This window comes from Pararhodobacter sp., from assembly GCF_036802785.1.
Taxonomy (GTDB): domain Bacteria; phylum Pseudomonadota; class Alphaproteobacteria; order Rhodobacterales; family Rhodobacteraceae; genus Pararhodobacter.
This window is the reverse complement of sequence record NZ_DAIRVN010000011.1, coordinates 1-24,668: the sequence shown is the minus strand read 5'-3', so window position 1 is coordinate 24,668 and position 24,668 is coordinate 1. Positions and strand designations below refer to the sequence as shown.

The 24,668-nt window shown below is 59.2% G+C and carries 23 protein-coding genes and 6 pseudogenes; 6 read left to right on the top strand and 23 right to left on the bottom strand.

Annotated elements, in window-relative coordinates:
• Window positions 1–251 precede the first annotated feature (251 nt).
• The 4 genes from V7Q53_RS06040 to V7Q53_RS06025 are packed head-to-tail and all read right to left on the bottom strand — an operon-like array spanning window position 252 to window position 4,038.
• Window positions 252–1,052, bottom strand: a complete 801-nt coding sequence (locus tag V7Q53_RS06040) for a crotonase/enoyl-CoA hydratase family protein (RefSeq protein ID WP_333827558.1) — start codon at window positions 1,050–1,052, stop codon at window positions 252–254.
• A gap of 41 nt (window positions 1,053–1,093) precedes the next feature.
• The gene (locus V7Q53_RS06035) at window positions 1,094–1,837 is read right to left on the bottom strand and encodes an IclR family transcriptional regulator (protein WP_333827557.1); all 744 of its coding nucleotides are present in this window, start codon (window positions 1,835–1,837) and stop codon (window positions 1,094–1,096) included.
• Window positions 1,838–1,855: 18 nt separating this feature from the next.
• Window positions 1,856–2,890, bottom strand: a complete 1,035-nt coding sequence (locus tag V7Q53_RS06030) for an acyl-CoA dehydrogenase family protein (protein ID WP_333827556.1) — start codon at window positions 2,888–2,890, stop codon at window positions 1,856–1,858.
• Window positions 2,887–4,038, bottom strand: coding sequence for an acyl-CoA dehydrogenase family protein (locus V7Q53_RS06025; protein WP_333827555.1), 1,152 nt, complete (start codon window positions 4,036–4,038; stop codon window positions 2,887–2,889). Before V7Q53_RS06025 ends, V7Q53_RS06030 begins: the two co-directional genes overlap by 4 nt.
• A gap of 160 nt (window positions 4,039–4,198) precedes the next feature.
• On the opposite strand from V7Q53_RS06025, the gene V7Q53_RS06020 reads away from it, so the two are divergent.
• Complete coding sequence (locus V7Q53_RS06020) at window positions 4,199–4,966, top strand: HpcH/HpaI aldolase family protein (protein ID WP_333827554.1); 768 nt, start codon at window positions 4,199–4,201, stop codon at window positions 4,964–4,966.
• Between the two features lie 396 nt (window positions 4,967–5,362).
• Here the strand turns inward: V7Q53_RS06020 and V7Q53_RS06015 are convergent, their stop codons facing one another.
• From V7Q53_RS06015 to V7Q53_RS05990, 6 genes are all read right to left on the bottom strand, one after another.
• A complete protein-coding gene (locus V7Q53_RS06015; RefSeq protein WP_333827553.1) occupies window positions 5,363–5,710 on the bottom strand; it encodes a hypothetical protein in 348 nt (115 codons plus the stop codon).
• Window positions 5,707–5,913: a hypothetical protein gene (locus V7Q53_RS06010; RefSeq protein ID WP_333827552.1), complete on the bottom strand. Its 207-nt coding sequence runs from the start codon at window positions 5,911–5,913 to the stop codon at window positions 5,707–5,709. Before V7Q53_RS06010 ends, V7Q53_RS06015 begins: the two co-directional genes overlap by 4 nt.
• Before the next feature lie 719 nt (window positions 5,914–6,632).
• Window positions 6,633–7,190 (bottom strand): hypothetical protein, encoded by a 558-nt coding sequence (locus V7Q53_RS06005; protein ID WP_333827551.1) that lies wholly within the window; start codon window positions 7,188–7,190, stop codon window positions 6,633–6,635.
• A gap of 107 nt (window positions 7,191–7,297) precedes the next feature.
• Window positions 7,298–7,450, bottom strand: a complete 153-nt coding sequence (locus V7Q53_RS06000) for a hypothetical protein (RefSeq protein ID WP_333827550.1) — start codon at window positions 7,448–7,450, stop codon at window positions 7,298–7,300.
• A 1,052-nt stretch (window positions 7,451–8,502) separates the two neighbouring features.
• Window positions 8,503–8,724: a hypothetical protein gene (locus V7Q53_RS05995; RefSeq protein WP_333827549.1), complete on the bottom strand. Its 222-nt coding sequence runs from the start codon at window positions 8,722–8,724 to the stop codon at window positions 8,503–8,505.
• A gap of 205 nt (window positions 8,725–8,929) precedes the next feature.
• Complete coding sequence (locus V7Q53_RS05990) at window positions 8,930–9,610, bottom strand: hypothetical protein (protein ID WP_333827548.1); 681 nt, start codon at window positions 9,608–9,610, stop codon at window positions 8,930–8,932.
• A gap of 438 nt (window positions 9,611–10,048) precedes the next feature.
• Between V7Q53_RS05990 and V7Q53_RS05985 the strand changes: the two genes are divergently transcribed.
• Entirely contained in the window at window positions 10,049–10,486 is a 438-nt protein-coding gene (locus V7Q53_RS05985) for a hypothetical protein (protein WP_333827547.1), read from the top strand.
• A gap of 144 nt (window positions 10,487–10,630) precedes the next feature.
• Here V7Q53_RS05985 and V7Q53_RS05980 read toward each other — a convergent pair whose 3' ends face one another.
• From V7Q53_RS05980 to V7Q53_RS05930, 11 genes and pseudogenes are all read right to left on the bottom strand, one after another.
• Window positions 10,631–11,926 (bottom strand): ABC1 kinase family protein, encoded by a 1,296-nt coding sequence (locus V7Q53_RS05980; protein ID WP_442954419.1) that lies wholly within the window; start codon window positions 11,924–11,926, stop codon window positions 10,631–10,633.
• Between the two features lie 100 nt (window positions 11,927–12,026).
• Window positions 12,027–12,407: a thiol-disulfide oxidoreductase DCC family protein gene (locus V7Q53_RS05975; RefSeq protein WP_333827610.1), complete on the bottom strand. Its 381-nt coding sequence runs from the start codon at window positions 12,405–12,407 to the stop codon at window positions 12,027–12,029.
• A gap of 502 nt (window positions 12,408–12,909) precedes the next feature.
• Window positions 12,910–13,138 (bottom strand): annotated as a pseudogene (locus V7Q53_RS05970) (phage tail tube protein); the annotation flags it as partial.
• 25 nt (window positions 13,139–13,163) lie between these two features.
• Window positions 13,164–13,552 (bottom strand): annotated as a pseudogene (locus V7Q53_RS05965) (acyl-CoA transferase).
• Window positions 13,553–13,556: 4 nt separating this feature from the next.
• Window positions 13,557–14,042, bottom strand: a complete 486-nt coding sequence (locus V7Q53_RS05960) for a hypothetical protein (protein WP_333827546.1) — start codon at window positions 14,040–14,042, stop codon at window positions 13,557–13,559.
• Between the two features lie 32 nt (window positions 14,043–14,074).
• Window positions 14,075–14,917, bottom strand: coding sequence for a minor capsid protein (locus tag V7Q53_RS05955; RefSeq protein ID WP_333827545.1), 843 nt, complete (start codon window positions 14,915–14,917; stop codon window positions 14,075–14,077).
• 72 nt (window positions 14,918–14,989) lie between these two features.
• A complete protein-coding gene (locus V7Q53_RS05950) occupies window positions 14,990–15,604 on the bottom strand; it encodes a DUF6441 family protein (RefSeq protein WP_333827609.1) in 615 nt (204 codons plus the stop codon).
• Between the two features lie 49 nt (window positions 15,605–15,653).
• A complete protein-coding gene (locus tag V7Q53_RS05945; protein ID WP_333827544.1) occupies window positions 15,654–16,286 on the bottom strand; it encodes a tyrosine-type recombinase/integrase in 633 nt (210 codons plus the stop codon).
• A gap of 1,310 nt (window positions 16,287–17,596) precedes the next feature.
• Complete coding sequence (locus tag V7Q53_RS05940; RefSeq protein ID WP_333827543.1) at window positions 17,597–18,790, bottom strand: helix-turn-helix transcriptional regulator; 1,194 nt, start codon at window positions 18,788–18,790, stop codon at window positions 17,597–17,599.
• Between the two features lie 269 nt (window positions 18,791–19,059).
• The gene (locus tag V7Q53_RS05935; protein ID WP_333827542.1) at window positions 19,060–20,631 is read right to left on the bottom strand and encodes an ATP-binding protein; all 1,572 of its coding nucleotides are present in this window, start codon (window positions 20,629–20,631) and stop codon (window positions 19,060–19,062) included.
• Between the two features lie 328 nt (window positions 20,632–20,959).
• Window positions 20,960–21,397, bottom strand: a complete 438-nt coding sequence (locus tag V7Q53_RS05930; RefSeq protein WP_333827541.1) for a GNAT family N-acetyltransferase — start codon at window positions 21,395–21,397, stop codon at window positions 20,960–20,962.
• Between the two features lie 52 nt (window positions 21,398–21,449).
• Between V7Q53_RS05930 and V7Q53_RS05925 the strand changes: the two are divergent.
• Window positions 21,450–21,908 (top strand): annotated as a pseudogene (locus V7Q53_RS05925) (IS110 family transposase); the annotation flags it as partial.
• Between the two features lie 225 nt (window positions 21,909–22,133).
• Here V7Q53_RS05925 and V7Q53_RS05920 read toward each other — a convergent pair.
• A pseudogene (locus tag V7Q53_RS05920) lies at window positions 22,134–22,394 on the bottom strand (transposase); the annotation flags it as partial.
• A 353-nt stretch (window positions 22,395–22,747) separates the two neighbouring features.
• Here V7Q53_RS05920 and V7Q53_RS05915 point away from each other — a divergent pair.
• Together V7Q53_RS05915 and V7Q53_RS05910 are read left to right on the top strand one after the other, a co-directional pair.
• Window positions 22,748–23,011 (top strand): YjhX family toxin, encoded by a 264-nt coding sequence (locus V7Q53_RS05915; protein ID WP_333827539.1) that lies wholly within the window; start codon window positions 22,748–22,750, stop codon window positions 23,009–23,011.
• Between the two features lie 61 nt (window positions 23,012–23,072).
• Window positions 23,073–23,579: a hypothetical protein gene (locus V7Q53_RS05910; protein WP_333827538.1), complete on the top strand. Its 507-nt coding sequence runs from the start codon at window positions 23,073–23,075 to the stop codon at window positions 23,577–23,579.
• On the opposite strand, the pseudogene V7Q53_RS05905 reads toward V7Q53_RS05910, so the two are convergent.
• Window positions 23,529–23,780 (bottom strand): annotated as a pseudogene (locus V7Q53_RS05905) (IS3 family transposase); the annotation flags it as partial. The gene V7Q53_RS05910 and the pseudogene V7Q53_RS05905 overlap by 51 nt on opposite strands.
• Between V7Q53_RS05905 and V7Q53_RS05900 the strand changes: the two are divergent.
• Window positions 23,725–24,668: pseudogene (locus V7Q53_RS05900) on the top strand (DUF3320 domain-containing protein); the annotation flags it as partial. The pseudogenes V7Q53_RS05905 and V7Q53_RS05900 sit on opposite strands and share 56 nt — an antisense overlap.

Below are 24,668 nucleotides of genomic sequence, written 5' to 3'. Positions count from 1 at the left end.
TGTTTCCGATTCCAGCCAGAAATAACGCCAGTGCGATTCTATTAATCGTATATGTGATGTAATCGGCGGATGTGAATTTGCCAACCCTGGGCAAATGTTCCCTAAGTGACTGTTATATTTTACAATATCTCGGGAAATTTGATCTGGTATCCGGGCACAAAACAAAACGCCCGTCTTCCGGAAAAACGGAATCGGTTAATGCCGGTCAAAAGCCGAACCCGGTATTCGGTGCGATGCACCTGAGCGTGCGCTCAGCGCCCCTTGAAGTCGGATTCGCGTTTTTCAAACATCGCCGCAATCGCCTCGGCATGGTCTTCAGCGTGTTGCGCCAGCGGTTGCATTGCGGCGGCAAGCTCCAGATTCTGCGGCAATGTGCTGACAAGTCCTTCGCGGATCAGCCGCTTCATCATCCGCAGGGCCTGCGGCGGTTGTGATGCGATCTTGGCGGCCAGCTCATGGGCGCGTGGCAGCAATTCATCCTCTGCGACCACCTCGGCCACGCATCCCCAGCGTTCTGCGGTTTCAGCGCTGACCGGATCACCGGTAAAGGCCATCTGATACGCGCGCGCCACGCCGACGACACGCGGAAGATACCATGCCCCGCCATCACCCGAAATCAGCCCGACACGCAGAAAGCTTTCCGCGAAAGACGCCGCGTGCGACGCAATCCGCATGTCACACATCATCGCCAGATCACAGCCCGCCCCCACCGCAGGGCCGTTGACCGCAGCGATTGACGGCACTTCCAGCCCCCACATGGCGAGCGGAATACGCTGAATGCCGTGAATGTAGCTCTGTCGCATCTGGGCCGGGGTTCCGGCAAAAAGGCCCTTGCGGTCGCGCATGTCCTTGACATTGCCACCCGCCGAAAAGGCAGCGCCGGCGCCTGTCAGGATCATGCACGATATTCCGGGGTCGCGGTTGATCGCCTGAAGAATATCGACAAAGACTTCCACTGTCTCATCATCGAGCGGATTGCGGCTCTCGGCTTGGTTGAGCGTGACCAAGGCAACCCGGCCACTGCGTTCGAAGACGACTTTTTCCTGCGTCATAATGGGGCTCCTGTTTGCATTGTCCTCACCCGATCCCGGTGTCAGGTCAGGTGTCGCCGGATTGCGCTGCGCATCGCATTCACCAAGGCGGGGCCATTGCGCACGATGTTTTCGGCCAAGCCACCGATCCCGATAGCCAGCGGCAGTGTATCGTCGGTCTCGGGCAGCATCATTGCCACGATCCCGGCACCGGGATTCACGCCCTTGGTGAAAAGATGATACCCCTTCTCCCGGATATCCCGAAGATCGGTTTCAAGTTTGGCATACTCGATCACCGGCTCGTCGTCGGCGCGTTCGGAATTGATCCGCTTAAGCAATGTTTTCACCAGCTCTTCCGGAAAAGACGACAGGAAAAGCTGGCCTATCCCGCTGCGGGCCAGCGGTCGAACCGTGCCGGGACCGACATGGAGGCGCATGGCCATTCGCGACTGAACGACATAGATATAGCGGACCGAAAGCCCCGAATATTCACCGAGAATCACGGTTTCATGCGTGGTCTCGCCCAGCTCTTCCATCATCCTGACCAGGCGGCCGCCGCTGAGCAACTGGGTCTGGATCCATGAACCCAGCAGCGCGACGCGGTGCGTGGGCATGTACCGGCGACCCTCGACCTTGTAGGACAGATACCCCATGTCCACGAGGGTTCTGAGCAGCTCCGTGGTGGACGACTGCGGCATCGAGAGCGCGCGAGAGATGTCCATCACACTGGCATCGCGCTGGATCTCGTCGAAATACTCCAGCACCTGAAGGGCCCGCTGCGCTGATTTTACCTTGTTTTCCACCATCGAGTTACTCTTGGGACCTCAAATCGACAAACCTTCGCAAACACCTCGCCACAACGAAGTGTCCGCCGACTTTAAGAGCGCCCCGCCCAAGTGTGAATTCCAATATTCCTCATTGCCGTAACGCTCTCGCCATGCCCAAAGTCGGCGCGTGTGCCTGTGAAGATTGTATTCGCGTGTGAAACCGATTGCCCCATGGATCTGGTGTGCATCGGCGGCGACAGTCCCTGCCGCTTCGCTGGTTGCGGATTTCGACACCGCCGCAAACCACAGAGCCTGAGGTGTGAGCAGAGAATTTTTCGCCTGCTCCACCGAAGCCGCGGCGACGGCGCCGGCGCAGGCCATGCGCGCCGCCATGTGCTGTACGGCCTGAAACGCGGCAATCGGGCGACCGAATTGCTTGCGAAGGTTTGCATGGTCAAGTGTCATGGCAATGGCGGCCTCGATAGCGCCGGTCATCGCGGAAGCCTGCAGCAGTACGGGCAGGGCAAGGGCAAGGGCGCGTGGCTGTTGCAAGGGCTGCGCAGGGCCAGAAAGTCGCAGGGCCCTGCCTGAAAGCCACCGAGCAGGCTCGTCGGCAAGGGTCTGGCCGTCGGCCCCGTCCTGCGGGCGCGCAACCATTGCCACTTGCAGGGCGCCCGTTTCATCTTCGGCTAGGACAACGGCGGTCGTTGTCATCGGCATCCACGTCACCGCCACCGGTTCTGAGGGCAGCATGAAATGGTCGCCTTCAAGCCGGATCGGCCCGATGTCCGATGCAACCAGCAACGCTTTCGGGCCGCGCTCGACTGGAAGGCCGGAATGCGCCAGAAGCCAGTTGGCCACCATCGTTTCAAGCAATGGCACATTCGGTCCCCGACGGCCAAATACTGCCATGATGGCGCAGGCATCTTCGAAGGCGTCCCCGGCGCCGCCATCATCTTCCGGTAGCAAAAGCCGGTCCAATTCGGTCGCGTCGATCGCCGACCAGTCGGCCAGGAGACCAGCGACACCGGGACGTGCCGCAAGATCGACAAAAAGGCGTTCGGCAACTTCGGCAAACGGAGAATTCGTCATTTGCTGAGCCCCAATCCCTTGGCAATGATCCCGCGCAAGATCTCCGGTGTTCCGCCCCTCAATGTGAAAGATGGCGCCGACAGGATGACATCGCGCAGCAACGAATCCGCCTCCGCCCCGCCCGATACAGGCACTACCACCCCGTAGCGACGCAAGACCTCGGGAATTTCGCGCTCAAGTGCGTTGCCGATATCCTTGGAAATGGCGGCGTTCAGTGCCGGCGTTTCACCCCTGGCAATCTGTCCGGCAATCGACACCGACATCTCGCGCAGCACCGACAACCGTGTCACGATTCGACCCAGTTCAGAAGGCGGGAAGCGCCCGGGATCGCGGGCCAGAACCCGGACAACTTCTTGCAACAAGGGGAAAACGCTCAGAAAACGATCCGGGCCGCTGCGTTCATTCGCAAGTTCCGCCGTTACCAGGTTCCAGCCGCCACCCGGAGCGCCCAGCACGTGGTTGTCCGGCACGAACACATCATCAAGCGTGATCTCCGCAAATTCGTCACGTCCCGGCATATCGGCAATCGGACGGCGGGTAATTCCCGCGGATGTCAGTTTCACAACGAACTGGGTCATCCCGTGATGCCGTTTTCCCGGCTCTGCATTTTCGGTGCGGAAAAGACCGATCATGTAGTCGGCAATACTTCCGTTTGTTGTCCAGATCTTGCGACCGTTCAGCCTCCAGCCGCTTTCGACCGCATGCGCCCTCGACCGGATCGCCGCCAGATCGGAGCCGGCGTCAGGCTCGCTCATGCCGATAGCGAATGCCACTTCCCCGCGGCATATGGCTGGTATGATCGCCGCTTTAAGTGTCTCGTCACCATGTTTGAGTATCTGCGGGCCACTTTGTCGGTCGGAGATCCAATGCGCCCCCATTGGCGCACCTGCGGCCAGCATTTCCTCCATCACGACGTAGCGCTCCAGCGCAGAGCGCTCCTGCCCGCCATACCGGGCAGGCCAGGTCATGCCGATGAAGCCCGCGGCGCCGCAGCGCAGTGAAAAGGCCTTGTTGAACGCCATCCAGCCCGAGCATTCGGCGGTTGTCCAGGTTCCAGCGCGCCGCTCACGGTCAAGGAATTCCCGCACGGCATGGCGAAGTTCGGAAGCTGTTTCTGGAAGTTGGGTCGGTGGGAAGGAAAACTGCATCGGAAGCTTTCTGCGGGCGCGGTTTCATTGCGACTATGCACTGGAAATTCTGAGCTGCCAGAAAATATCGCATACTCAATGTAAACCATCGTATATGCGATTAAACTCGATTGCTTTATGCGTGGTTTGCGTCATTGTAAAGAAAAGGGAGGCGCGCATCATGCAGTTCCGGCTCAAGTCAAGGTTCAAGTCAGGGAAACCTGTCTACGGGACATTTGTGTTCAGCAAAGATCCTTCATCGACAGAAATTGCCGGTGAGGCGGGGTTCGATTTCGTGATCGTCGACCGGGAGCACAGCGCGAACAGTTGGTCCGAAATCACCGAACATGCCCGCGCAGCACAAGCCGTCGGAATCTCGATGCTTGTGCGGACGCGCGGGCCTTCGGGTGACGAAGTCTCTCGGTCGCTCGATATCGGTGCGGAAGGGGTGGTGATACCGCATTTCGGTATGGATCATGCTGCGGGGCTGGAAGCGGTACGCGCCGCACGTTACGCGCCAATCGGCACCCGCGGAACCTGCACCGGAACACGGGCCTCTGGCTTCGGGTTGCAAACGTTTACCCGGGTCGTGGCCGAGGCCAACAGCGAGGCTCTGGTTGTCGTTCAGATCGAAGACAAGGAAGTGCTTGCAGGGCTCGATAATCTGCTGACCGCCGCCAAGGTTGACGCAGTGATGCCCGGTCTGGCGGATCTGGCGACCTCGTTTGGCCTGCCCGGACAGTTTGCCGCCGACGAAGTGCTTCAGGCCACGGGCCAGATCCTTGAGGTTGCGGGCCACCATGGAATCGTCACCGGGGCTTACATTGCCAACGCTGGTGAGGTTGAACGCTGGCGAAAACGCCCGTGCAATTTTCTGGTCTATTCTATTGACCACAAAGTTCTTGCCGAAAGCTACAAGCGTGCGTTGTCCGGCATTCGGGCTGTATGACGGAGCTAGTCGGTTGCTTTCTCACCAACTTGCTACATCACTGAGATTGAGGCGGTTCGGTTAATCTGAACTGGTTCCAGGGGTTTTCTAAGCGGCCCTTCGCCTTGATTATTCTGTTTTCCACTGCCGAGCATGGTCTGCTCAAAGCAGGTCTTGTCGGTGAGGTTTCCATAAAGCGGTGCTTACGGGAACAGCTTGCTACGAAGGTCCGATACCGGTGCGAGCCTCCGAGGTGCCTGCGGAAGCGTTCAGGCGGATGCCTTCGCGCCCGGTGGTCCGCTGTAACCTCACGAGAGGCGCTGGCTGCTGAGGCATCGTCTAGGTGAAATTGTTTGCGAAGCGCGGTTACCTGCGGGGCCTGTACCCCGCAGACTGATCCCTGCTGTTCGCTGGGCGCTATGGCCGCCTGCGGCGCATATCTATGCCGCTGTCGCCCATGGCTAACCATTTGTATAGATGGTCTTCACCGTTATGCCACCTTTCCCAGATGGCTTGGGCGCGTTCCGACAAGCCTGCCAAGGTACGCAGTTGTGCGGCAGAAAGCATATGCCATTTCTGGCCGGCGGCATGTAACACAGCATCGCCCTTGTTCCTGTCGAATGTGACACGCATCGGGTCCATCTCAACGTCCATCATTACGGCAAGGAGTTCCAACTGGTCATCAGGAAGAATGACACTCACCAACTTGTCGCGTGGGAGATCGCCACAGATGATGTCGAAATAGTTCTCCAGGGGATTGTTCATGGCTTCAGATCCTCAACAGGCAGGGCATCGTCGAACCCGGCGGCGGTTTCGACCCCGTCGGTGAAGGCGTTCACCTCCTGGATCGTCGCAAAGCGAAAGGTTCTGACCGCCCCGAGATGGGAGAGGACCAAGAGGGAGGCTTCGCCCTCCCGGAAGGCCTCGACCGCGGCGCGGCCGAGGATGACGTGTACTTCATGTCGCATATGTTGTTCCATTACTGTGTTGATTTTAAGTGTGTTGCGGGCGTCTCGGTCATTTTACGGGGGTGTCTGGAGCCGAGCCGGTTCGGGTTTCGTAGGGAGCGAATTCCGGTCGATTGAGAAAACCGAAGTGATGCGCGACGGGGTTTTATATAATGCGTTCATGATCAGCCTTATTGATGGCGTGGCGGTAATTTTCATTGAACCGTGCGCGAGGTTTTTAAACTCGGCGGCGCGGTAATCGGTGATGTGCTGTCAGGGATGCGGTGAGGGATGCCGGTCAGGGTCACCGCCTCGGCCTCGAACAGCATGCGACCGTATCGCCGTTTCGGCCATTGCTCCCGTCTTCGGCGTGATCATGCCATTTGGCGTTGTGCATGCAGAGAACTCATCACCAATTCCGATGAATTTTAACCCACTGATCGACCTCAGTTGTGCGGTGTCGACCGCCCTGCCTGCATCGGTCAGCGTTACGGTGCTGCGGTATCGTCGACGGGGTTGCTGCCGCATCGCATGTGGAAGATGATATCGTTTCAAGAGATTCCGCAGAGCAGCTCAGAGGGCCCGCAGAGTCTCGTCATGCGTCTCGTGCGCCCTCACGGCATGAGGGGCGAGTTGCCCGTCAGCGGCGAGCTGAGGGGCCGAATTCATTTGATGCACGGGTCCTGGAACAGAGGCGCGAGGTGTGGGCTTGACAGGGTGAACCCATATAACCGCCAGGGTCAATTCGGGCAAAGATGGTTTTTATGCCACCGTTTCAGTATCGGAACGATCAACGCCGGTGGCGCGCCATGCATGAGAGGTGCGTTGATGACCTCGTCCCAGTTTTTTGGGTTGTGCTCGGTGAACAGGATCTCGAGCATTTCTTCGACGTCCTGAGATGTCCATTCATCCAAATCCATTGTTGGTTCTTCTTGTGTGAGGACAGTGGTCGTGACCACCATCTCCCAGTGGAGTGGGTTCACACAGAAGGGCGTGGGGCAGATCTTTCGCATCCGGAACTTTTCCTGCGGGTCGTCCCGCAGGATTTTTATCAGTCGGTTTACCTGGTGCTTTTGCCCTTGAAAGCGGATGCGGGAAACTTGGGCGGATGTCCGCATCCGCAGCTCAAACCCCACACGCACCATGCGGGGTCGGATTACCAAGCCTTCACGCATGCCTTGCCAAGGAAGGCAGTGGGTCGGTAAGGTTTCTTTCTCGGTGAGACCGAGGATATAGGGCCCCAGTTCCGGACAACCGGCCTTCTGGGCGATCCGTTTTGCTAGGGTTTCCTTCTTCATCAGAGGTACACGACCTCTGCCTGGGCGGGCTCGGCCGTCTGATGGTTGAGTTCCACTCGGGAGAGATCTTCCCGTTTGTTAATGGGATCACCGCCCTCACTGCGTACCTACGGGTCGAAGTAGAGCATGCTGACCTTGGGCAGAAGGGGGCTTTCGTCCTGAAACTGGACCCAGTAGGCTCGGTCGCGGTCTTGCATCATGATTTGCGGGCCCGAACCGTAGATGACGGCGGCAAGGCAGATGGCGGCACTCGTAGGCATGATTCGGCTCCTTTCCGCAGTTGATGCGGAATTGACTGTCAGTTGTTAAGAGCTGACTTCCGGAAATGGCGTACAGCCCCTCAGGGGGCCTCTGCGGGTGCAAGTTGGCTTTTTGGCAGAAAAAATGGTGGGGTCAGGCCCTAGTTGGCCGTCAGGGATGCGCTGAGCGATTTAGGGCCGAGGTTTTGGGTTCGGGTAGCAGCGCGGATGCCGGTTGAGGCTCAGGGCCGGGTTTGAGATCGGGGTCGACCAGCAGTGTGGTGCTGGCCGCAGGCGATTTATTTTATGAAGAGGGTTGACCGAGGCATAACTTCGCCTAAGATCGACATAGCGCCGAAAACCGGCCTGTTCAAACTAACCTAATTCTTTATATTAAATATTTATTATTTCTAGAAAAGAGAAAGTCTAGAAAAATAAAGTAAAAGTAAATGAACAGGTCGCTTCTAGAGAAAACGTATTGTTTTCAAGGGTCTACAAAGACTCCTATTTCCAGAAATCACCCGCCCGGCGCCCCACTTCTGGCCAAAAACGGCGCTCTCGAGCCCGATTCTGCACCGCAGCATAGTTTAACGTTAAACTAACTCGTTTCAGGAAAGCATGATTTGTTCACATTTGTTCTCATTCCGTTCTCATGGACACTAGAGCAGTTGACACAAAACCCTCGACTTTTGTTGTCAACTAAAAAATGACCACAACATATAGACGCCGTTTTTAATACCAAAAAGAACCATTTAGCATATATAGCGTCCCTCGTACTCCAAACCACAATATGTAACAGTTTCCGGAAACCATCGACTGTGCCCAAAATCACCACAGTTTTCCGATCCCGATCCCGATCCCGATCCCGATCCCGATCCCGATCCCGATCCAGGACCGTGTGAGGGTTCAAATTTTGAACCTCGTAAGTCAGAATACCCCCTAAGACCCGAACCGGAAGCCGGTTCGGGTTCGCCAACTGGAAAGGGAAAGGGGAAAACAGCCGACGAACCCGAACCCGGATCAGCTCCAGGATCGGGATCGGGGCGAGGCTCGAATTGGAGGCAGTTTCACCATCAGCCGAACAGCCGCACTGCGTCCTCGATGTTCTCGTCTGTGACCGGAACCCCAAGCGTGGGCAGGGACTGGGCCAGGATCTCGCCTTTTGCGAGATCCACCAGCCGGGCCTCCAGCTTGGAGCGTAGGACACGCTCACACATGGTCGGTGTGACCTGTGCGAAGGATTGGACATTGCGCCATGGGTCGGCCGCATGGTTGCGGGTCTGGAGCGTGATCATACTTTGAATCCCTTCAGTTTGTGGGTCCACCGCTCATACTTACGCGTAGTGATAACCCGGCTGGGCTTGAGCAATTCAGGAGGTCGCGCGGGCTTGGCCGGTTCCGGCAACGTGAACCGCCGCACAAGATCCTGCTGCCGCCGGAGGATGTGGATATGCTCCACATCCCCGGCGCTGGGCATGGTCGCCAGCGGCAAGGCCACCATCATGCGGCCTTGACTTCGGCCTGCGCGGCCTTGCGCGCGGCCATCTCGGCTGCAATCGCTTGCGCCATCTCTGCCAACTGCTCATCATTCAGGGACTGGGCAATCGCGACAAAATCAATGGCGCGCGGCTCCTGATCCTGATCCATGACCGGGTTCAAATTTTGAACCGGCTCAGGGACTTCATCAAAGCCCATTTGAACAACCGGCGCGTTGTTGATCGCCGCCAGCGACTCAGCCCGCGCGGCATCCTTTTCAGCCATGCGTTCGGCCTCTTTCGCGGCCTTGGCCTTGTCGGTTGCGTCAGGATCGCCGTTCACGGCCCAATCGACAAGCCGGTTGACGGAAGAGGCACCCGCCGCTTGCGCCGCCACGAAACAGGCCTGCACAAAATCGGCCTCGGTCCGATAGGACGTTGCCAGCTCTTTGCCGAAGAGCGTGGCGAATTTCTCGCCAATCTGTTTCGCCTGTTTCCGCTTGGTGGACACTTCCGACTTGACCGCGCCACTTTCGCGCAAGATAGCGCCCAGATCATCGAAATACGCGGTTTGTTCTTTGGTGGTGCCGTTGCTCAGCACCTCATGCGCGCCGAACCCGAACCAGATGATGGACCGGAGAGCGGCCTTACGGCCCAGAAGGTAATCGGCGCGGCCTGCGGCCAAAATCGTTTCAATCGTTGCCATGTTCTTTCCCTTTCGTGGCAAGCGGTTCAAAATTTGAACCATGTTTCTGTTAGACATACCTGTCCCGTCGTCTGGCCTGGGGCCAAACGCGAAAAGGTCAGGCCAAGGGGAGGGGGCATGTTGCGCGCTGGGCGCTGCCCGGTCCCGTTGACCTGCACCCGGTATAGGCTTTTTCGGGGGCGGGGGGTGGCCGGCACCCAGACGATGCCAGGTTTATCCCCCGGAAAAATTTGGATTTTCACCCCTTTTGGATTCCGGAAATTTTCAAACGGAAGCGCCAAGGCACCGGACAAGAAACCGCCCGGGGATGGCCAAAAGAGGGTTTTCATGGAGGTTTTGGTCGCGTCTGGATGTGGCTTGGGTTGATCAGATTTTCTGATGTGGATGGATCGACCCTCGACACTCGGACACTTCAGATACGAAGCCGCCGACACAACGTTGAAGCGGCGCCCCCGTCCAAAGCATGTGCTGCAACTGGTTCTCTATTCTGACCTGCTTACCGAGGTTCAGGGCGTTGCCCCGGAATTCACCCATGTCGAGCTTGGCACAGGCGAGCGTGCAACACTCCGGCTAGCCGATTACGCCTATTACGCGCGGGCGGCCCGGGCGCGCCTTGAGGGCTTCGTTGCCGACCCGGGGCCAACGCGTCCCGTCCCCTGTGCCGACTGCAGCTTTTGCCGTTGTGCGGAACGTTGCGAAAGCGTCTGGCAGGTTGAGGACAGCCTGTTCAACGTGGCCAATATCAGCCGTACTCAGGTGGAAAAGCTGGAGGCGGCTGGCGTCACCACGATGGCGGTGCTGGCAAGCGTCGATCATCCGGTCGGTGGTATGGCAGAGAACATTCGTCTGCGATTGGTCACACAAGCGCGAATGTGAGTGCAACACGCCCGCAAGACGGGAGAAGCACCTGTCTGCCTTGTGTCCATGACCGCGTCCTCGGCCGAAGAGACGTCCTGCGGGATCAAGTTCCTGTTCTCGCTCAACCGCATCAACGTGGCTGTGTCGCGCGCCAAGGGGCTTTCAACGCAGCCCTTCATATTCCTCAAGCATGGGTCGCAAGGCGATGCGGGCGCGTAGTTTCGCAGCCATCAGATACATACCGCCGATCTTGCGGTGCAGGAACAGCGTTGCGGGTGGTGGCACATGGCTGAGTTCACGATCATTGCCGATGGCCATGCCCATGTCGCGCAAGCGTTGCAGCAGGTCGCTGCGGGCAAAGTCGAAGGGGGTATCATGGCGAAAGGACGTCATGGCAAGATCAAACATGGACTGGATCAAGGCCTGGTGATGCTGGGCAGTGTCGGTGGCGAAGTATCCCACACGCAGCAGCGCTTCTCGCGTTTCATCCGTCCCGCCATTCAGTGCCACCCGCGCGAGATTTTGGAAATCGGCAGCGAGCGCGGGGGCGATCAGTTGCACGGCGCCAAAATCCAGCAGCACGATGCGGCCTGCTTCCATGTCATATCGGTAGTTGGCGAGGTTCGGATCGGTCTGCATGGCGCCAAAGGCAAACAATTCGCGCAAGACGAGGTCGATCAGCGCCGTCGCAACCCGGTCACGCACTGATTGGGAGGCGTCGATGACGCTCTCCAACGGTGCGCTTGCCAGATAGCGCATGGCGAGAACCTGCGGAGTGCAGAGATCCGCATGTAATTCGGGCAGCACAAACATGTCGGACCCGGCCAAAAGGGCACCAAAACGTGCCAGATGCCGCGCTTCGGCTTGATAGTCGGCCTCGGTATGCAGCTGGCGTTTAGCCTCGGTCAGCAAGGGGGTGATGTCCATCCCGCGCGGCAGCAACCCCGGCAGCCGCAAGAGCGCGGCGATGCTGTCGACATCGCTGTCGATGCTAGCGCGCACACCGGGATACTGCACCTTTATGGCCAGTTCGCGGCCATCCGGCAGAACCGCGTGATGCACCTGGCCGATGGAGGCCGCCGCAAAGGGGCGCACATCGCACCGGGCAAATCGACCGTACCAGCCCGGCCCCCATTCGGCATTCAGCACGCTTTGCAGTTGTTTGGGTGGCATGTGGCGCGCGTCATCGCGCATCCGTCCAAGGATCGCCGTCAGTTCATCGGGCAGCACCAGCCCGGGGTCCATCGACAGCATCTGCCCCAGTTTCAGCGCAGCGCCCCGCAAATGCGACAACTCCTGCGTAAGCCGAAGTGTATTGGCAGGTGTAAGCAAAAGCTGCGCCATCTCGGGTCGTCTGCCCTGCGCCAGCGCGCGCAACCCGCCCGCCGCGACATTGCCTGCAATCCCCGAGGCCATGCCGCCAAATCGCAACAGCCGCTCTACGCGACCGGTGGGCACAGCGGCGCCACTGTCATGGTTCTTTCGTGGCAAGGTTTGCTCTGCTCTCTGTTCTGCATGAAGATGGCGCTAAACCCCTGACGATGGAGCGGGGCGCAGATCAGGTGGTTCTCTTGCGTAGCCGGATCAGGTGCCAGCGGTAGATGAGCGGCGCCAGCAGATGATCATAAAGCACCGAGGCGATCTGCCTGACCCCCGGCAAGCCCACGAAACGGACAAGCCACCGGTATTTTGGCATCTGCGCCCAAAGAACCAGGAATGCAGGTATGCCAGAGGTTAATTCGCCTTCATGCAGCACATAAAGCCGCCGCGCTGCGGTATCGGCATCAAGGCCCCATTGTTCCCGTGCGTCCGAGTTCAGGTCATCAAACCGGATCGGCAAATCGTGCGCGCTCGCATAGCGCGCATAGTGCGAAATCTCGAAACTGCAGACAGGGAAGTTGGCATTATAGAGAACGGCTGTTACGGGTCCATTGTTCATGGCGATCAAATAGGCCGGCTCAGCGCAAGATCCAGAACGCGGCTTTGCGGGCCGGTTGATGAGGATTTGAAACTGGGCGCAGAGCGCCCTTTGTCTGGCACGTCAGCCGGGCAACGGCAGCGTTGCCAGGGCGGAGACCCGCAAGGACAGCCCCGGCAAGCATGTGTGCCAAGTCCTCAAGACCCCGCTCTGGAGGATCGCGCTGAAGCTGGATACCGATTACATGCTCAGACCGATGTCGGTAAAAAGGTGTCTGGCGCAAGTAAACCGGTTTGCCCCTCCGACGAGAGTCGCGATAACCGCCGCCCAGCGGCACTCGGACATGCGGCTGGTTCCAGCCACATTGCGGACCGTCATGCAGGGTGCAGCATGTGTCGCGTCATCGTCAAGGAGGGCGGGAAGCGGACAGTCGCACCAAGATGCATAGGTTGTGGTAGGCCGGCTCTTGAGGTGTCCCGAATACTGTTTCTCGCAAGAGACAGCTTTCAGCTCTTGGCCAAGAACTCTCGAAGTGAACCGGCACCACGACATCGCCGTCGGCCATCACCGCATCCTTGATCGGCGCCAGCGGATCGCGGCCGTAGCCCAGCAACTCCGAGTTCAGGAGCGGCTGCTCCGCGCCGAGCGACGGGCTGGCGAAGGGTATGCGGGTGAAGCCGCCCGCGGGCGGCGTTCCAGGTCGTCTCGAACGCAAGCGCCATCAGCGCCCGCGCCCCCTGGGCTCGTGCCATGTCTCAACTCCTGTGGTCGGTTGGGTCAGGCCAGCGGGTCGGCCGTGGAATAGTGCAGCACCACCGGGATCACGGCGGCCCTCAGGCTCGCCGCGCCCTCATTGGGAAGATCGACGGGCCGTGCGCTTCCGTCTCGACCCAGTCGCAGAGCCCGCCAAGCGTGCGGTCCCCGGCGATAGCCGCGCCGATGCTGGCGGTCAGCATGTCGAAGGCGGTGTCACGTGCAGCGCCCTGAACCACCGCCTCGATCTCGGCGCGGTGACGGTAGTGGTAGGTGAGCGGCGACAGCGTGACATCTGGTTCGCCCGGCTCCCCGTCCCGAAGGATCAGAAGACCCTCGGCCGGCACGCGCTCGGGCAGCACCGAGAGCAGCGAGTGCAGCGCGGCGAGGATGGTTTCGCGGGGGGTGGGCACTGGATCACCATGTTACCAAGGACGTCGGGCATCGGCGGACTTCGAAATCCGGTCGCCCGGCTAGTTCATTCATCAACCATTGGGTGCCGACATTGTTGATCTCAATGTCCCAGTTCGCATGGCCCGCTTCGGCGACAAGACGCTCGTATTCGGCGGGATCATCGGATTCCAAGACAAGCCCGACGTCATTGCGCCAAGCGAACTGATACCCACGTTCCTCTATCGGCTCCAGCGAGAGGCCGTAGATGCTTGTCGGCGTGATCTTGATCGACCAAAGCATGTCGCGCAGGATCGGTGTGCCATTCTCCAATCGCGGAACCGCAATTGGCTTCAGGTACGGCCTGCTGAGGTCGAAGACCGCTTCGTAGCCGAGGTTCGCGCCGTTCTCAAGTTGGACACATGTGCGATATCTGGCGTTGAAAACGATCACGACCCAAAGAGCCAATAATACGCACGGAAGCAGAACGACACCAGCGACGGCGGCTGACACTCCCCTTCCCTGATCGTTCCGCCCGCAATTCATCAGAAGTTGCTGCGAGCTGGGTCCGCATAGACCTGACCCGAGAAGCTTCCAGTCCACCGGTCCGTGATCGCATACGGTTCGCCAGTGTGGATGCCGAGCCGTTGCCTTCCGCTCGGGCGCCCACGCAGATAGTCATCTAGCGGTCTATGGATATTTTCGTAGATTGTCTCGCCTAGGTCGATGACTTCCAAACCGACGTCGGCTGGATCGGCGAATTCATCTTCTAGGTAGAACTCGAATTGCTCCGAGACCGTCAGAATGCCTAACTCCGCAATACAGTTTCCCGTGAAGCGACCGCCTATCGTCGTGTCACCGATGCTGAATACGACCCCAGTCATGTTGTAGGTGTTGACGAAATCGTCGGAGAAGGCACCGTTTGGGTGTCTTCTCGCGACCCGGGCAATATGGCCTTTCATTCGCTCTCTCACCTCACCCATGTACTGTGCCACGATCCTGCTCAGATGTCCGGTTTCCCGAACGGTAACACCGCGCCCACGTCCGTTGTAGTAGTGGCGGACGAAGTCACGGCTGCTCCAAGCGGCTCCGGAGTCCCCCGTATCGGCCAATTCGATTTCAATGAACTCATCGACTGACGGCATGAATGGCTCAGCCGTGCAGCGGCAGCCATAGTCTTCGCCGGGGTGGCCCGTCTCGGGCGGGTCATCCCATGCGAAGACCTGACCGTTGTTTGCAGCATGGCTTGGGCGGACTTTGTCATCTCCGCGCGTGCGCCAGATGTAATGCGTGGTTGGCCGCTCTTGCTTGATCGACCACTCGATAGGCGTCCCTTTGCGCAGGTAGGCTTGGAACGCCTTGCGATAAAGATGTGGGTCGATTTGCATGCAGAAGCCCCTGGACAGAGTTTTCGCCAACTTCACACAAAAGGGTTAATTCTTTGGTGGTAAACCTTACGCTCACAACCTTCCCTCCACCCAGTTCGCCACGATCAACCCTGGCACGCTGTCCAACGCCCGCTCGGCATCCCGCGCCAGATCGAGCCGCTTCGGCAGCTTGACCTGCGGCACCAGCAGGAAGATCGGCGCGGTGACGTTGCCGCGCCCGGCCTTCGAGCGCGACACTACCGCCTGGCCCTTCGTGTTCAGCCGGCCCTCCGCCACCAGCAGGCTCGGTCCGGTGCGGCGATAGACGAAGCGCAGGCGCAACCCACGTCGCCGCTCCCATTCGCCGGGGGTGATCCGACCGCCGCGCAGGGATTTGCCCGCCGCTGGCAGCGGGATCGCCAGCCAGAACCCGTTTTTCGAGCGGATCAGCGGCCCCGTGTCATGCGCGCCCACGATGACCGGCGCCTTTGACCAGACCAGCGCCGCGGCGTCGAGGCTCTTGCCCGACCTCGGGAAGTTCTGGCTCTGTATCGAATTGGCGAGCCGTGTGCCGAGCCCCGCGCCGGTGATCTGCAATCGCCACGCCGTTTTCAGCCCCGTCCCGGCTTCGCGCATGGCGGCCGTCATCGCGCGTTCGCCCGCCGCGCAACAACCGGCACTTTGAAGATGTAGGGGACGACGGTTCAGTGTCCGCTTTGGGCCGACCGGCGCGGACCGCGCCGGTCGGGACGGTTTGCTACAGGTCTATTCCCTCGGAGAGCGTCAAGGCATCCTCGATGTCGACGCCGAGGTAACGCACCGTGCTGTCCATCTTCGTGTGGCCGAGCAGCAGTTGGACCGCACGCAGGTTTCCGGTTTTCTTGTAGATTTGCGCCACCTTGGTCCGCCGCATCGAATGCGTGCCGTAGGCGCTCGGCTCCAGGCCGATCGACACGACCCACCCCCGGACGATCCGGGCATACTGTCGCGTTGACAGGTGCAGGCTGCCGTGAATCCGGCTGGGCCACAGAAACTCCAGCCCGAACATTTCGGGATCGCGAATCCAGCGCTCGAGGGACAGCCGCGTCGTCTCGGTGATCTCGAACCGGACCGGCTTCCCTGTTTTGCTCTGGATCATCGAGGTTCGTTCCTTGACCCGCCCTGCGGCGAAAACATCCCGGACCCTGAGGCCGACGAGATCGCAACCGCGCAACTTGCTGTCCACTGCCATGTTGAAGAGCGCCAGGTCGCGCGCGTTGCCCGCCATCTCCAGGCGGACGCGAATGGACCAGACATGCCGGGGCAGAAGCGGGCGTTTCTGGCCGATGATGCGGCCCTTGTTCCAAGGCACGCGCACGGGGCGGAGGACGGGAAGAAAATCGACGGACATGGGGCTACCTCCTGTCCACCGGGCCCACCCTTCTTCGGTCATGCCGACCACAACAGTATACCACGTTTCGCGCCGGGAGTGAGGGCATCGGGCGGAAAGCGGACCGATGCAGGCGCGGCAATCCCTTGCCGAAGGAGGCGGACGCGGCCCTTCTCTCGCGACACCAGAGGAGGTGACATTGCCGACCCGCCGTCGACGAACGGCAGCTTCGGCTGTCGAACACAAACGTGCCGAAGCAAAGGTCTTTTTTGCCCTAGGGTTCTGACCGACGTAAGGTGTTGCCAGCCGTTCATGCCACTAGGAGGGACAAAATCGCCCGTTTATGGCGCGCGACACTCGATTGCGTCCGCAAGCCTTGGGGCTGGCCGAGCAATCTTTCAGATGGGGACGCGTACCGCGTTCACCTTCGGCCCCCAATTCTTGAACGCCGAGATGAAGCGCAGCATGATATCTGGAAATAAACTTGCAGACGGCCATCACGGACGACAAACTGACTGAGCACGGGGGGTAACTGTATCTATCGCCTCTACCGCGAGGAGGGGCTGACCGTCTCCATAGCGCGATCGGATACAATGTCCCGAGCGCACCACACTTTCCCGATGGCGCAGCCAGCCCGCCGTCGTGACCAAGGCCGGAAACTCCTGCGTCCGGCGGTCTAGAAAACGTAGGCAGAGCACAAACACTGATCGACCACGGTAGACTGGCGCCGCGAAGTGCCTCGGTTCGGCCTGACCCTAGCAGCACCGATCAGGCGTAAGAAGCAGATAGTATTGTATAGCTCCGCTGGAGCCAACCGCCGGGCACAAACGTATTAGGCCTTGTGCAGCCGAGATTTGTTGTTCCATTAGGCCCAAGTATTCGTTCGGCTGTGTGAGTCAAACTTTGGTTGCCAATCAAATATGATGTCACGCGAACGGATACGCGTATGCGCCTGCCTGTTAGGTTCCGCAGTATGGCGTTCTGCCCCCCAACTCCACAGCTTCCAGAATAGTATATACTCGCAAGAAAGGCCAAAGACGAAATATCGTTCGCTGAATCAATCGCTTGCTTGAGTCTGTCGATGTGTGCAGAAACATCTAATGGGATATGATCGTCATCTATAACCCCATCCTCAGTGAAGAATGGCCCAAGATCACGATGTACTTCGCGAAGATTATTCTCATCCTGTGCCATCTTAGAGATCCTTATTAACAGAGGTTCGGCAGAGAAAACGGGAGAATCATGACCCGTCGAAGGTTCTTTGTAGGATTTAGCATAGCCCAATCTTTCTCTCATGATACAAAAGCACTATGCGGAGCGAGTCCGAGATGTCAGAGGATCGGCGGCAGGGTGCGGATCACAAGCCGGATCAGGTCGCCGCGCCGCCGGGTCGCGGTCTTGAGATAGACCGCCGCAATCTGGTTGCGCGCGGTGGCAAGGCTGGTGTTGCGGATCTCGGCGATCTCGGGTGCCTGATAACCGCGGATGAGCATGTCGCAGACTTGGGTCTCAGCCGGGGTCAGTTGGTGCAACACCGCGAAACTGCCGACATTCAGATCCGTCTGGCTCTCGGGATCGACCAGGATGACCAAGGCGCCCTGCAGGTTGCGCTCGATCTCGGCCCCGCTGTCGCGCAGCGGCACGACCTCGATCAGGAAGGGATGCAGCCCAGAGGGCCGCGTGCAGCGCATCACCCTTTCAACGGCGGAGGCCTCCCCCGAGGCAGTACGCGCCATCGCCGCAACATGCGCCTGCAACTGGGCGCTCTCGTCGCTGTCTCGCAGGACCAGCCGGTTGACGAGAGACTTGCCTATCCCGTCCTGCAGTGAAAGAGTGCGTTCGGCTTCGCGGTTGGCGATGACGATCTCGCCGGTTTCCAACGCCATCACTAAGCCGATCGCCACCTTGTCGAGCATGGCCAGTACTGCGTGATAGCGCTCTTTCAGCCTAATGAAGGTGCGGCCGATCTCAATCGACTTGGCCATGTGCGGTAGCAGCGGCCTTAGGACGTTAATCGCCGCCTGCGGAACATGGGTCACCTCGGCCGGGAAGGCCAGCGTCACGCCATCGAACCAGCCACGGTTGTCGTTGAGCCGGAAAGCTAGACGGCGCAGCGTGCCTATCTGCCCGCGCAGGAAGACGTAATCGGGCCGCAGATCCAGATCCGCCCGGGGAATGCCCATCTCCTCGTCGCGTTCGATCTGGCCGAGCCGCATGCGGCTGATGAAGTCCCATTGCGGGGCTTCGAACTGCGCCAGTTTCTCCATGTAATACTGCACCTGTCCCGCGGGCTCGAGGATGCTGTACGCGGAACTCAAGGCGGTGATAGAGAAGGGCATGTCGCCGAAGTCGCGCACCAGCAGCGCCCCGGCCCGCGCCCCGGCACAGTCAGCCACGGCATTGAGAGCCTGCTTCCAGCGGAGGTGATCCGCAGCTGCATCATAGATATGGGTGATGGCATGGTGATAATCGGACACGCACACACTCTCAGGTATCGGGCGCGCGTGAAAAACCTTGGCCAGCATGATCGCGCCCCGCCCAAGGTAGAAGGCGGGCAACGGTCAGGGAAGCCCTTTTTGGGAGCCGGACTTACTCAGTGTACTAAGATGCCAACGACACAAACAACCGAACTCGTCGATGTGGCGGCACCCGCGCGAGGGGCGGAAAGCGGTCGTTCGTTGCGCACTGGCCGAATGACCGGTATGTGCGGAAGTAGGATCGCGTTGCGAGTTGCCGGGGATCCACTAAATGGCATTTCCGCACAGCCATCAAATTAGGAAAAATATTGATTCAACTAGTCTAGGGACACCCCAAAAAGCCTGTGAATTATTCGATCGGTGACTGCTTTGTATGTCACAACGTCATTGTCGGGAATGTTTACCGTAGCGCGTTCATGTATGAGTTTATTCCGAAGGTTGGCATAGTGTCTAGCAAGATCAAGATCACGCTTCGATATTCTTGTCAGCGACTCTATTTCTTTCAGGACTTTGTCGCGACTTTTGAATAGGTCAGCAATTTGGCTGTCGCTGTAATATTTTGTTTTCTGATGAACCAGATATTCCTTTAGGGATATCTCCAAGGTGCTGTCAATCACGATAAGTGCAACACGGTTCTTGGTGCTAACCTTTCGACGGAATATTAATTCGGCAATGCCGACAGCTTCAACCAACCCTCGGATCCAAGGCTTCTTTCTGAATAAATTCTCGTTCTGTTCAATAATTCGATCAGGGTAGTTTTTCTGACGCCCTCGCGGAACGGGAAGTGATACAATTTCCTTTCCTGTTAATCCCGGGTTAAGTGCCTTAGGTTCAAGGCTTCCGCTTTTATATGCATAAACCTCACCTTCTCGATCCCCCTTTAGTCGTCGAGAAATTGTTGAGTAGCGAGTGGCAAGCGCAAATATTTCCTCCCGTATTTCTAGATACACTGGGTGACTCCAATTCACACCGCTCTTGCTGGAATTCCAAGGCATCTGAGTTGGCATACCTCTCAGTTCGACAATTACGCGACAGAGCGAAGCGTCTGGGTGTGGCACCCCGGCAATCTTCTGCATAAAACCGACATGGTGGCTCTTCTCATGTGCCAATACAAGTCGATCATTGCAGTAGAAATATACGCCGTAGTTTCTATCTGATGGGTCGCGGTCATAAGTTAGGCCGCCCGTTATTCTTACTTTCACCTTGGAGTCATCAACTCCGAACGGTCCAACTTCTCCAGAATGCTGAGAGGGGGGGTAGTTGGGAGGGAAAGCCCACTGATCAAATTGGACTGGATTAACAGGTTCGCCGTTGAATTCTATCCTGCAGCTATCAGAGATGAACTTTCCATAAGTTTCGGCGATGTGCTTTCTGAGACTAGCGACGGTTTTTTTATCAAAACCTTGCCTCATCTTGGAGATGCGAACAGTCGTGGTGCCTACACCAATGCTTTCACATTCATATACATCAACATTCCAGTCACTTTGGCTCAACCATTTATCCGACAGTTCGAATTCAAAAGTCTTGCTTTTCTTGTGCCGAGTCTTTATCTCGACGAGCTCGCCGAGAGCAATTCCCGCTCGCTTTCCGCCAACGCCGAAATTACCAATTAGGCCTTCTTGGATTCTTTCTCGACTGGCCCCAGGCGCAACAAGAAGCTGTAAATCTTCCTTCTTTACGCCACCCGCGTTGTCACTAATGACTATTGTCTGTCTGTCTGCGTTTATTCTGGCGTCAACCTTTAGCGTCCCCTCCTTGCCTCCATCAATCCAATGATCGATCGCGTTGTCAATAAGCTCGCAGACAGCCGTGTTTACATCGTAATCTGCGATGATGGACAGGAACAATCTCTTCTGAGGAGTTGCATCGATATGAAGAAGTTCTGACATTTTTTTGCCCTCACAACATGCATATACTTTTGCATGCTGGGATCCGCTCTCCAAGCACTTCGTGGCTCCTACGAAAGTCGTGATCCGGGCCGGGATTTTCCGGAGAGCGTCTTGCTATGGCAACAACTGGGCGGCTGCTTTGGAGAGCCTTTCCCGAATGCATCCGTGCGGTCCGGCTGTCCGCAAAAGGCCGATGTCGACGGGCTGCGACGCTCGAAGGCGAGGCCCGTTCTGTGACGTAGCATGGCTGCAGCGAACCCACAGCAGATAGTAGCAACCAGAACGCGTTGTCTGGGCCGCGAAGCTTGCGGTGCGGCCCAGACTTGCATCATCCTTGTTGCTTCAGGCCGAACGCCGGGTGATGGATCACTTCGCCTCGCGGCTCGGCAACATCGAACGGCAAGGCCTGCACAAACTCGAGAGGAATGGCCCCCACGCCCAGCCCCGGGTAAGCTTTGAAGCCGAACCTGCCATAGTATCGGGGATCGCCAACGAGAACCGCCCCGTGGAAGGTCGCCCGCAATCGCCGGATCGTTTCGGCCATCAGGGTGCTACCGATCCCTTGGCCGTGCCTCGACGGCAAGACCGCAAGCGGCCCAATCAGACCCCAACGATCATGCGCCCCGATCTGGGCTTGCGATGCAGCGACATAGCCAACCACCCGGCCATGGTCTACCGCCACAAGTGTCAGGGCGAGGGCGTTGTCTCCCCTTAACCTGTCAATAATCTGCGCCTCGGTGCCGGTGGATTGCGCCAGCATCGTCATGGCCTCTGTCACAACTGCGCGGATTTCGGGGATGTCATCGACAGTTTCATTTCGGATCAAGGCCGTGAATGGCAAGATCGAGGCCTATGCCAGCCAGCATGACGCCGTCAGCCGCCTGGTGACCATCCCGGGCATCGGGGCACTTGGCGCGACGGCGATTGTTGCGGCCGCCGGAGACGGTCGGCAATTCCGCAAGGCACGCGATCTGGCCGCGTGGCTGGGGCTGGTTCCGGCAGAACATTCGACGGGGGGCAAACAGACCCTTCTCGGTATCAGCAAGCGCGGCAATCGCTATGTGCGGCGGCTGATCATCCACGGCGCGCGATCTTGCTTCCTGCACCTCAACCGGGCGAACCATGCCCTCGGTGGCTGGCTCTCGGCGCTTGAGGCCCGAACCCATCGCAACAAGGCCGTCGTCGCCTTGGCCAACAAGCTGACCCGGATCGTCTGGGCCATCCTGACAAGGCCGGGCACCGTCTATCTGCAGTCGAAAGGGGCAGCCCAGGGCTGATCAGGCGACCGCAGAACCGATTGCAGGGGAACGTGATGACCAAACGGTTGATCGACCTCGGGTAAGCCACGCGCAAAAAAGCGGGACCCGATCCCGCACCACTAATCTGGAACCCGAGGGGCGGATCTCATCAAGGCCTTGCCGCCAAAAGCGGCTGACTGATCAGAGGCCGGATACATTTACGCATGCCGGTGCGTCACCCACGAAAACCTTGCAATAGCGGGGCGGACCATACATTTTTGACAGCAGTTCCTTCATCGCCGCCATGTCGAGCATCTGCTCGGCCAGAAGCTTCTTCAGCTTCGCGTTCTCGTCCTCCAGTGTCTTCAGCCGCTTGGCCTCGGGCACCGTCATGCCCGAATACTTCGCCTAGAACGTGCCTTCCGACATGCCATGCTTGCGGCACAGATCTGCGCACTTCGCGCCTGCATCATGCTCCGCAAGAATGCCGATGATTTGTTCCTCGGTCCGTCGTGCCTTCTTCATAGTCCGTCCTCTCGTTGGGGCGGACTCTAGTTGCAGATGGAGGAAAAATCCCGTGGCAGGTCACAGCTTCACCAGACCGGCCATTCATCCATCGCGCAGCATTTCATGTTGCTGAATGGCAGCAGCGTGGACGAGTTGCCGGGCAGCAGACATCATCTGCACCGGTTGCACTTGATCCCGGCAGTATCTATCTTTTGGGTTGAGGGACGGCAGAGATCGGCTCTCGGACAATGGAGACTGGATGTCAGAGCTTGCGTGATAAGGCTCTCTGAAGATCAGAGAGCCTCGTGAAACAAAAGTCGCCGGGCGCGGTAGCGCCTGAGCGTTGATTCACACCTGCTCACGAGACTCCAATGAATATCTCAGGAAATGAACAACGTGCGCTGCACGTTCTGGCTCTTGGGGGTCACATCCTGCATGAACGCGATGACCACCGTAAAGTCACGGCTGTCACCTGCGTGACCCGCGAAGGGATGATCCTGTCCGAATTTGCTCTGGATACCTTCTTCCGGCTGCGGCGCAAGCGGCTGGTCGAATCCCGATCCGGCAGCCCTTACTACATCTCGAAACGCGGGCGCCTGGCGGTGCGCGCGCAACTCGACAACCAGGGGGCATGATATGCTGATGCGCCCTTCGATGTAGGCGAGGTCATCAAGCAGCTCTTCGAGCAGCACCCGCATGGTTGGGGATCCCGATGGCCGGGTGCGCTTCAAGCTGGACCGCATCGCACCGCTGAACGGCTTCGCCGCGCACAATGCGCATGACGCTCTGGGTGACGTCGAGGCAACGATCCACATCGCGCGCCAGATCGGCCATCGCGCCCCGGTGCTCTGGACAGAACTGCTGGCCAACCGCGACAAGGCGCAAGTCCAGGCCAGCCTCGCGACCTTCCAGCCCATGGCGCTGGTGGAGAGGTTCGGGGGCGGCCCGCCGCGCCCGACGATTGGCTGCTTCTGCGGAACCTCGGCCAGCAACCCCAATCAGGCGGCCTTCTTCGACCTCGATGCCGCCGATCCGGCCGATCTGCTGGCGGCAGATGACGCGGCGGTCTTTGCCGCCGTCGATGTCACGCCCAAAGTCATCCGGGCCTTCTCCATGGACCTGCACCGGTTTCGTTCCGGTCAGGTGCTCATGTTAGGCGGCCCTTTGTTCGAAGGCCACGGGGGATTTCCAGCCGAGGGCTGAGTGTTTGCGTCGCGGGTTGTAGAAGCCGTTGATGTATTCGAAGAGGGCGATCTCGACCTCGCGACGGGTTTGCCAGTTGCGGCGCCAGACGAGTTCAGCCTTCAGCGACTTGAAGAAGCTTTCGACCGCGGAATTGTCGTAGCAGTTGCGCGCGCTGCGCAGGACCCTGTCCGATGAGGAGGCGTGGCTGCAAAATCTGCTTGGTCCGCAATGGCGCGGCGAGCGGACCCCGTTCGCCCAGTTGCTCGCGCAGGCGCGCTGGCTTCGGACCCTCACTGCCCTCTCCCCGATCGGGGACGTGGACGCCCTTGCGCGGATCTGCGCGGCCGCACCGCGCGCGTCCGAGCTCGGTCAGGCCCTTGAGGGGGCGATCGGGGCGCTGGAGACGGTCACGAACCGGCTCATGATCACCTGGCCTGAGGGGGAGGAGATCCCCCTTGAGACTCTGTCAGCCCGGCTTGAGCGGATGCGGGCCCGGCTGGACCTTTACGGGGAGTGGGCACGCCTCTCTATGCTCGCCTCCGGTCTCATCGGGGACGGGCTGACCCCGCTTCTGACCGCGCTGGACGACGGGACCCTGCGTCCGGAGGGGGCGGTGGACGAGCTTCTCTACGCGATCGGCGAGGCCCGCTGGGAGGCCGCGCGCGCGGCCCTGTCGGAGCTGGAGGGGCTGGCCCATCTGGACCGGCACGCGCTGGTCGCCGCGTTTCGGGATCTGGAGGGCGCGCGGATGGAGGAGACGCAGCGCCTCGTGCGCGGCAAACACCTCGCGCAGCTGCCCACGGGGGCGTCCGGTCCAATGGGGTTCCTGCGCGGGGAGATGGCCAAGAAGCGCCGCCACCGGTCCATCCGTCAGATCATGAAGGCGGCTGGGCCGATGGTGCAGCGGATCAAACCGGTCTTCCTGATGAGCCCGATCTCGATCGCGCAATACCTCCCCCCCGGCACTGCGGAGTTCGACCTTCTGGTGATCGACGAGGCGAGCCAAGTCCGCCCGGAGGACGCGCTCGGCGCGATCGCCCGCTGCCACCAAATTGGACCTGCACCGGTTTCGTTCCGGTCTTTTGAGAGCGATACTCGCCATCAAGG

Excerpts from the sequence above, each read along its gene's own strand:
- V7Q53_RS05990 (WP_333827548.1), bottom strand. The coding sequence starts at position 9,610 with ATGGCAACGATTGAAACGATTTTGGCCGCAGGCCGCGCCGATTACCTT.
- V7Q53_RS05955 (WP_333827545.1), bottom strand. The coding sequence starts at position 14,917 with ATGCAAATCGACCCACATCTTTATCGCAAGGCGTTCCAAGCCTACCTG.
- V7Q53_RS05915 (WP_333827539.1), top strand. The coding sequence starts at position 22,748 with ATGAATATCTCAGGAAATGAACAACGTGCGCTGCACGTTCTGGCTCTT.
- V7Q53_RS05910 (WP_333827538.1), top strand. The coding sequence starts at position 23,073 with ATGGTTGGGGATCCCGATGGCCGGGTGCGCTTCAAGCTGGACCGCATC.
- V7Q53_RS05930 (WP_333827541.1), bottom strand. The coding sequence starts at position 21,397 with ATGACGATGCTGGCGCAATCCACCGGCACCGAGGCGCAGATTATTGAC.
- V7Q53_RS06030 (WP_333827556.1), bottom strand. The coding sequence starts at position 2,890 with ATGACGAATTCTCCGTTTGCCGAAGTTGCCGAACGCCTTTTTGTCGAT.
- V7Q53_RS05975 (WP_333827610.1), bottom strand. The coding sequence starts at position 12,407 with ATGAACAATGGACCCGTAACAGCCGTTCTCTATAATGCCAACTTCCCT.
- V7Q53_RS05995 (WP_333827549.1), bottom strand. The coding sequence starts at position 8,724 with ATGATCACGCTCCAGACCCGCAACCATGCGGCCGACCCATGGCGCAAT.
- V7Q53_RS06015 (WP_333827553.1), bottom strand. The coding sequence starts at position 5,710 with ATGAACAATCCCCTGGAGAACTATTTCGACATCATCTGTGGCGATCTC.
- V7Q53_RS05945 (WP_333827544.1), bottom strand. The coding sequence starts at position 16,286 with ATGTCCGTCGATTTTCTTCCCGTCCTCCGCCCCGTGCGCGTGCCTTGG.
- V7Q53_RS06040 (WP_333827558.1), bottom strand. The coding sequence starts at position 1,052 with ATGACGCAGGAAAAAGTCGTCTTCGAACGCAGTGGCCGGGTTGCCTTG.
- V7Q53_RS06025 (WP_333827555.1), bottom strand. The coding sequence starts at position 4,038 with ATGCAGTTTTCCTTCCCACCGACCCAACTTCCAGAAACAGCTTCCGAA.
- V7Q53_RS06005 (WP_333827551.1), bottom strand. The coding sequence starts at position 7,190 with ATGAAGAAGGAAACCCTAGCAAAACGGATCGCCCAGAAGGCCGGTTGT.
- V7Q53_RS06020 (WP_333827554.1), top strand. The coding sequence starts at position 4,199 with ATGCAGTTCCGGCTCAAGTCAAGGTTCAAGTCAGGGAAACCTGTCTAC.
- V7Q53_RS05940 (WP_333827543.1), bottom strand. The coding sequence starts at position 18,790 with ATGCTGGCCAAGGTTTTTCACGCGCGCCCGATACCTGAGAGTGTGTGC.
- V7Q53_RS06035 (WP_333827557.1), bottom strand. The coding sequence starts at position 1,837 with ATGGTGGAAAACAAGGTAAAATCAGCGCAGCGGGCCCTTCAGGTGCTG.
- V7Q53_RS05935 (WP_333827542.1), bottom strand. The coding sequence starts at position 20,631 with ATGTCAGAACTTCTTCATATCGATGCAACTCCTCAGAAGAGATTGTTC.
- V7Q53_RS06000 (WP_333827550.1), bottom strand. The coding sequence starts at position 7,450 with ATGCCTACGAGTGCCGCCATCTGCCTTGCCGCCGTCATCTACGGTTCG.
- V7Q53_RS06010 (WP_333827552.1), bottom strand. The coding sequence starts at position 5,913 with ATGCGACATGAAGTACACGTCATCCTCGGCCGCGCCGCGGTCGAGGCC.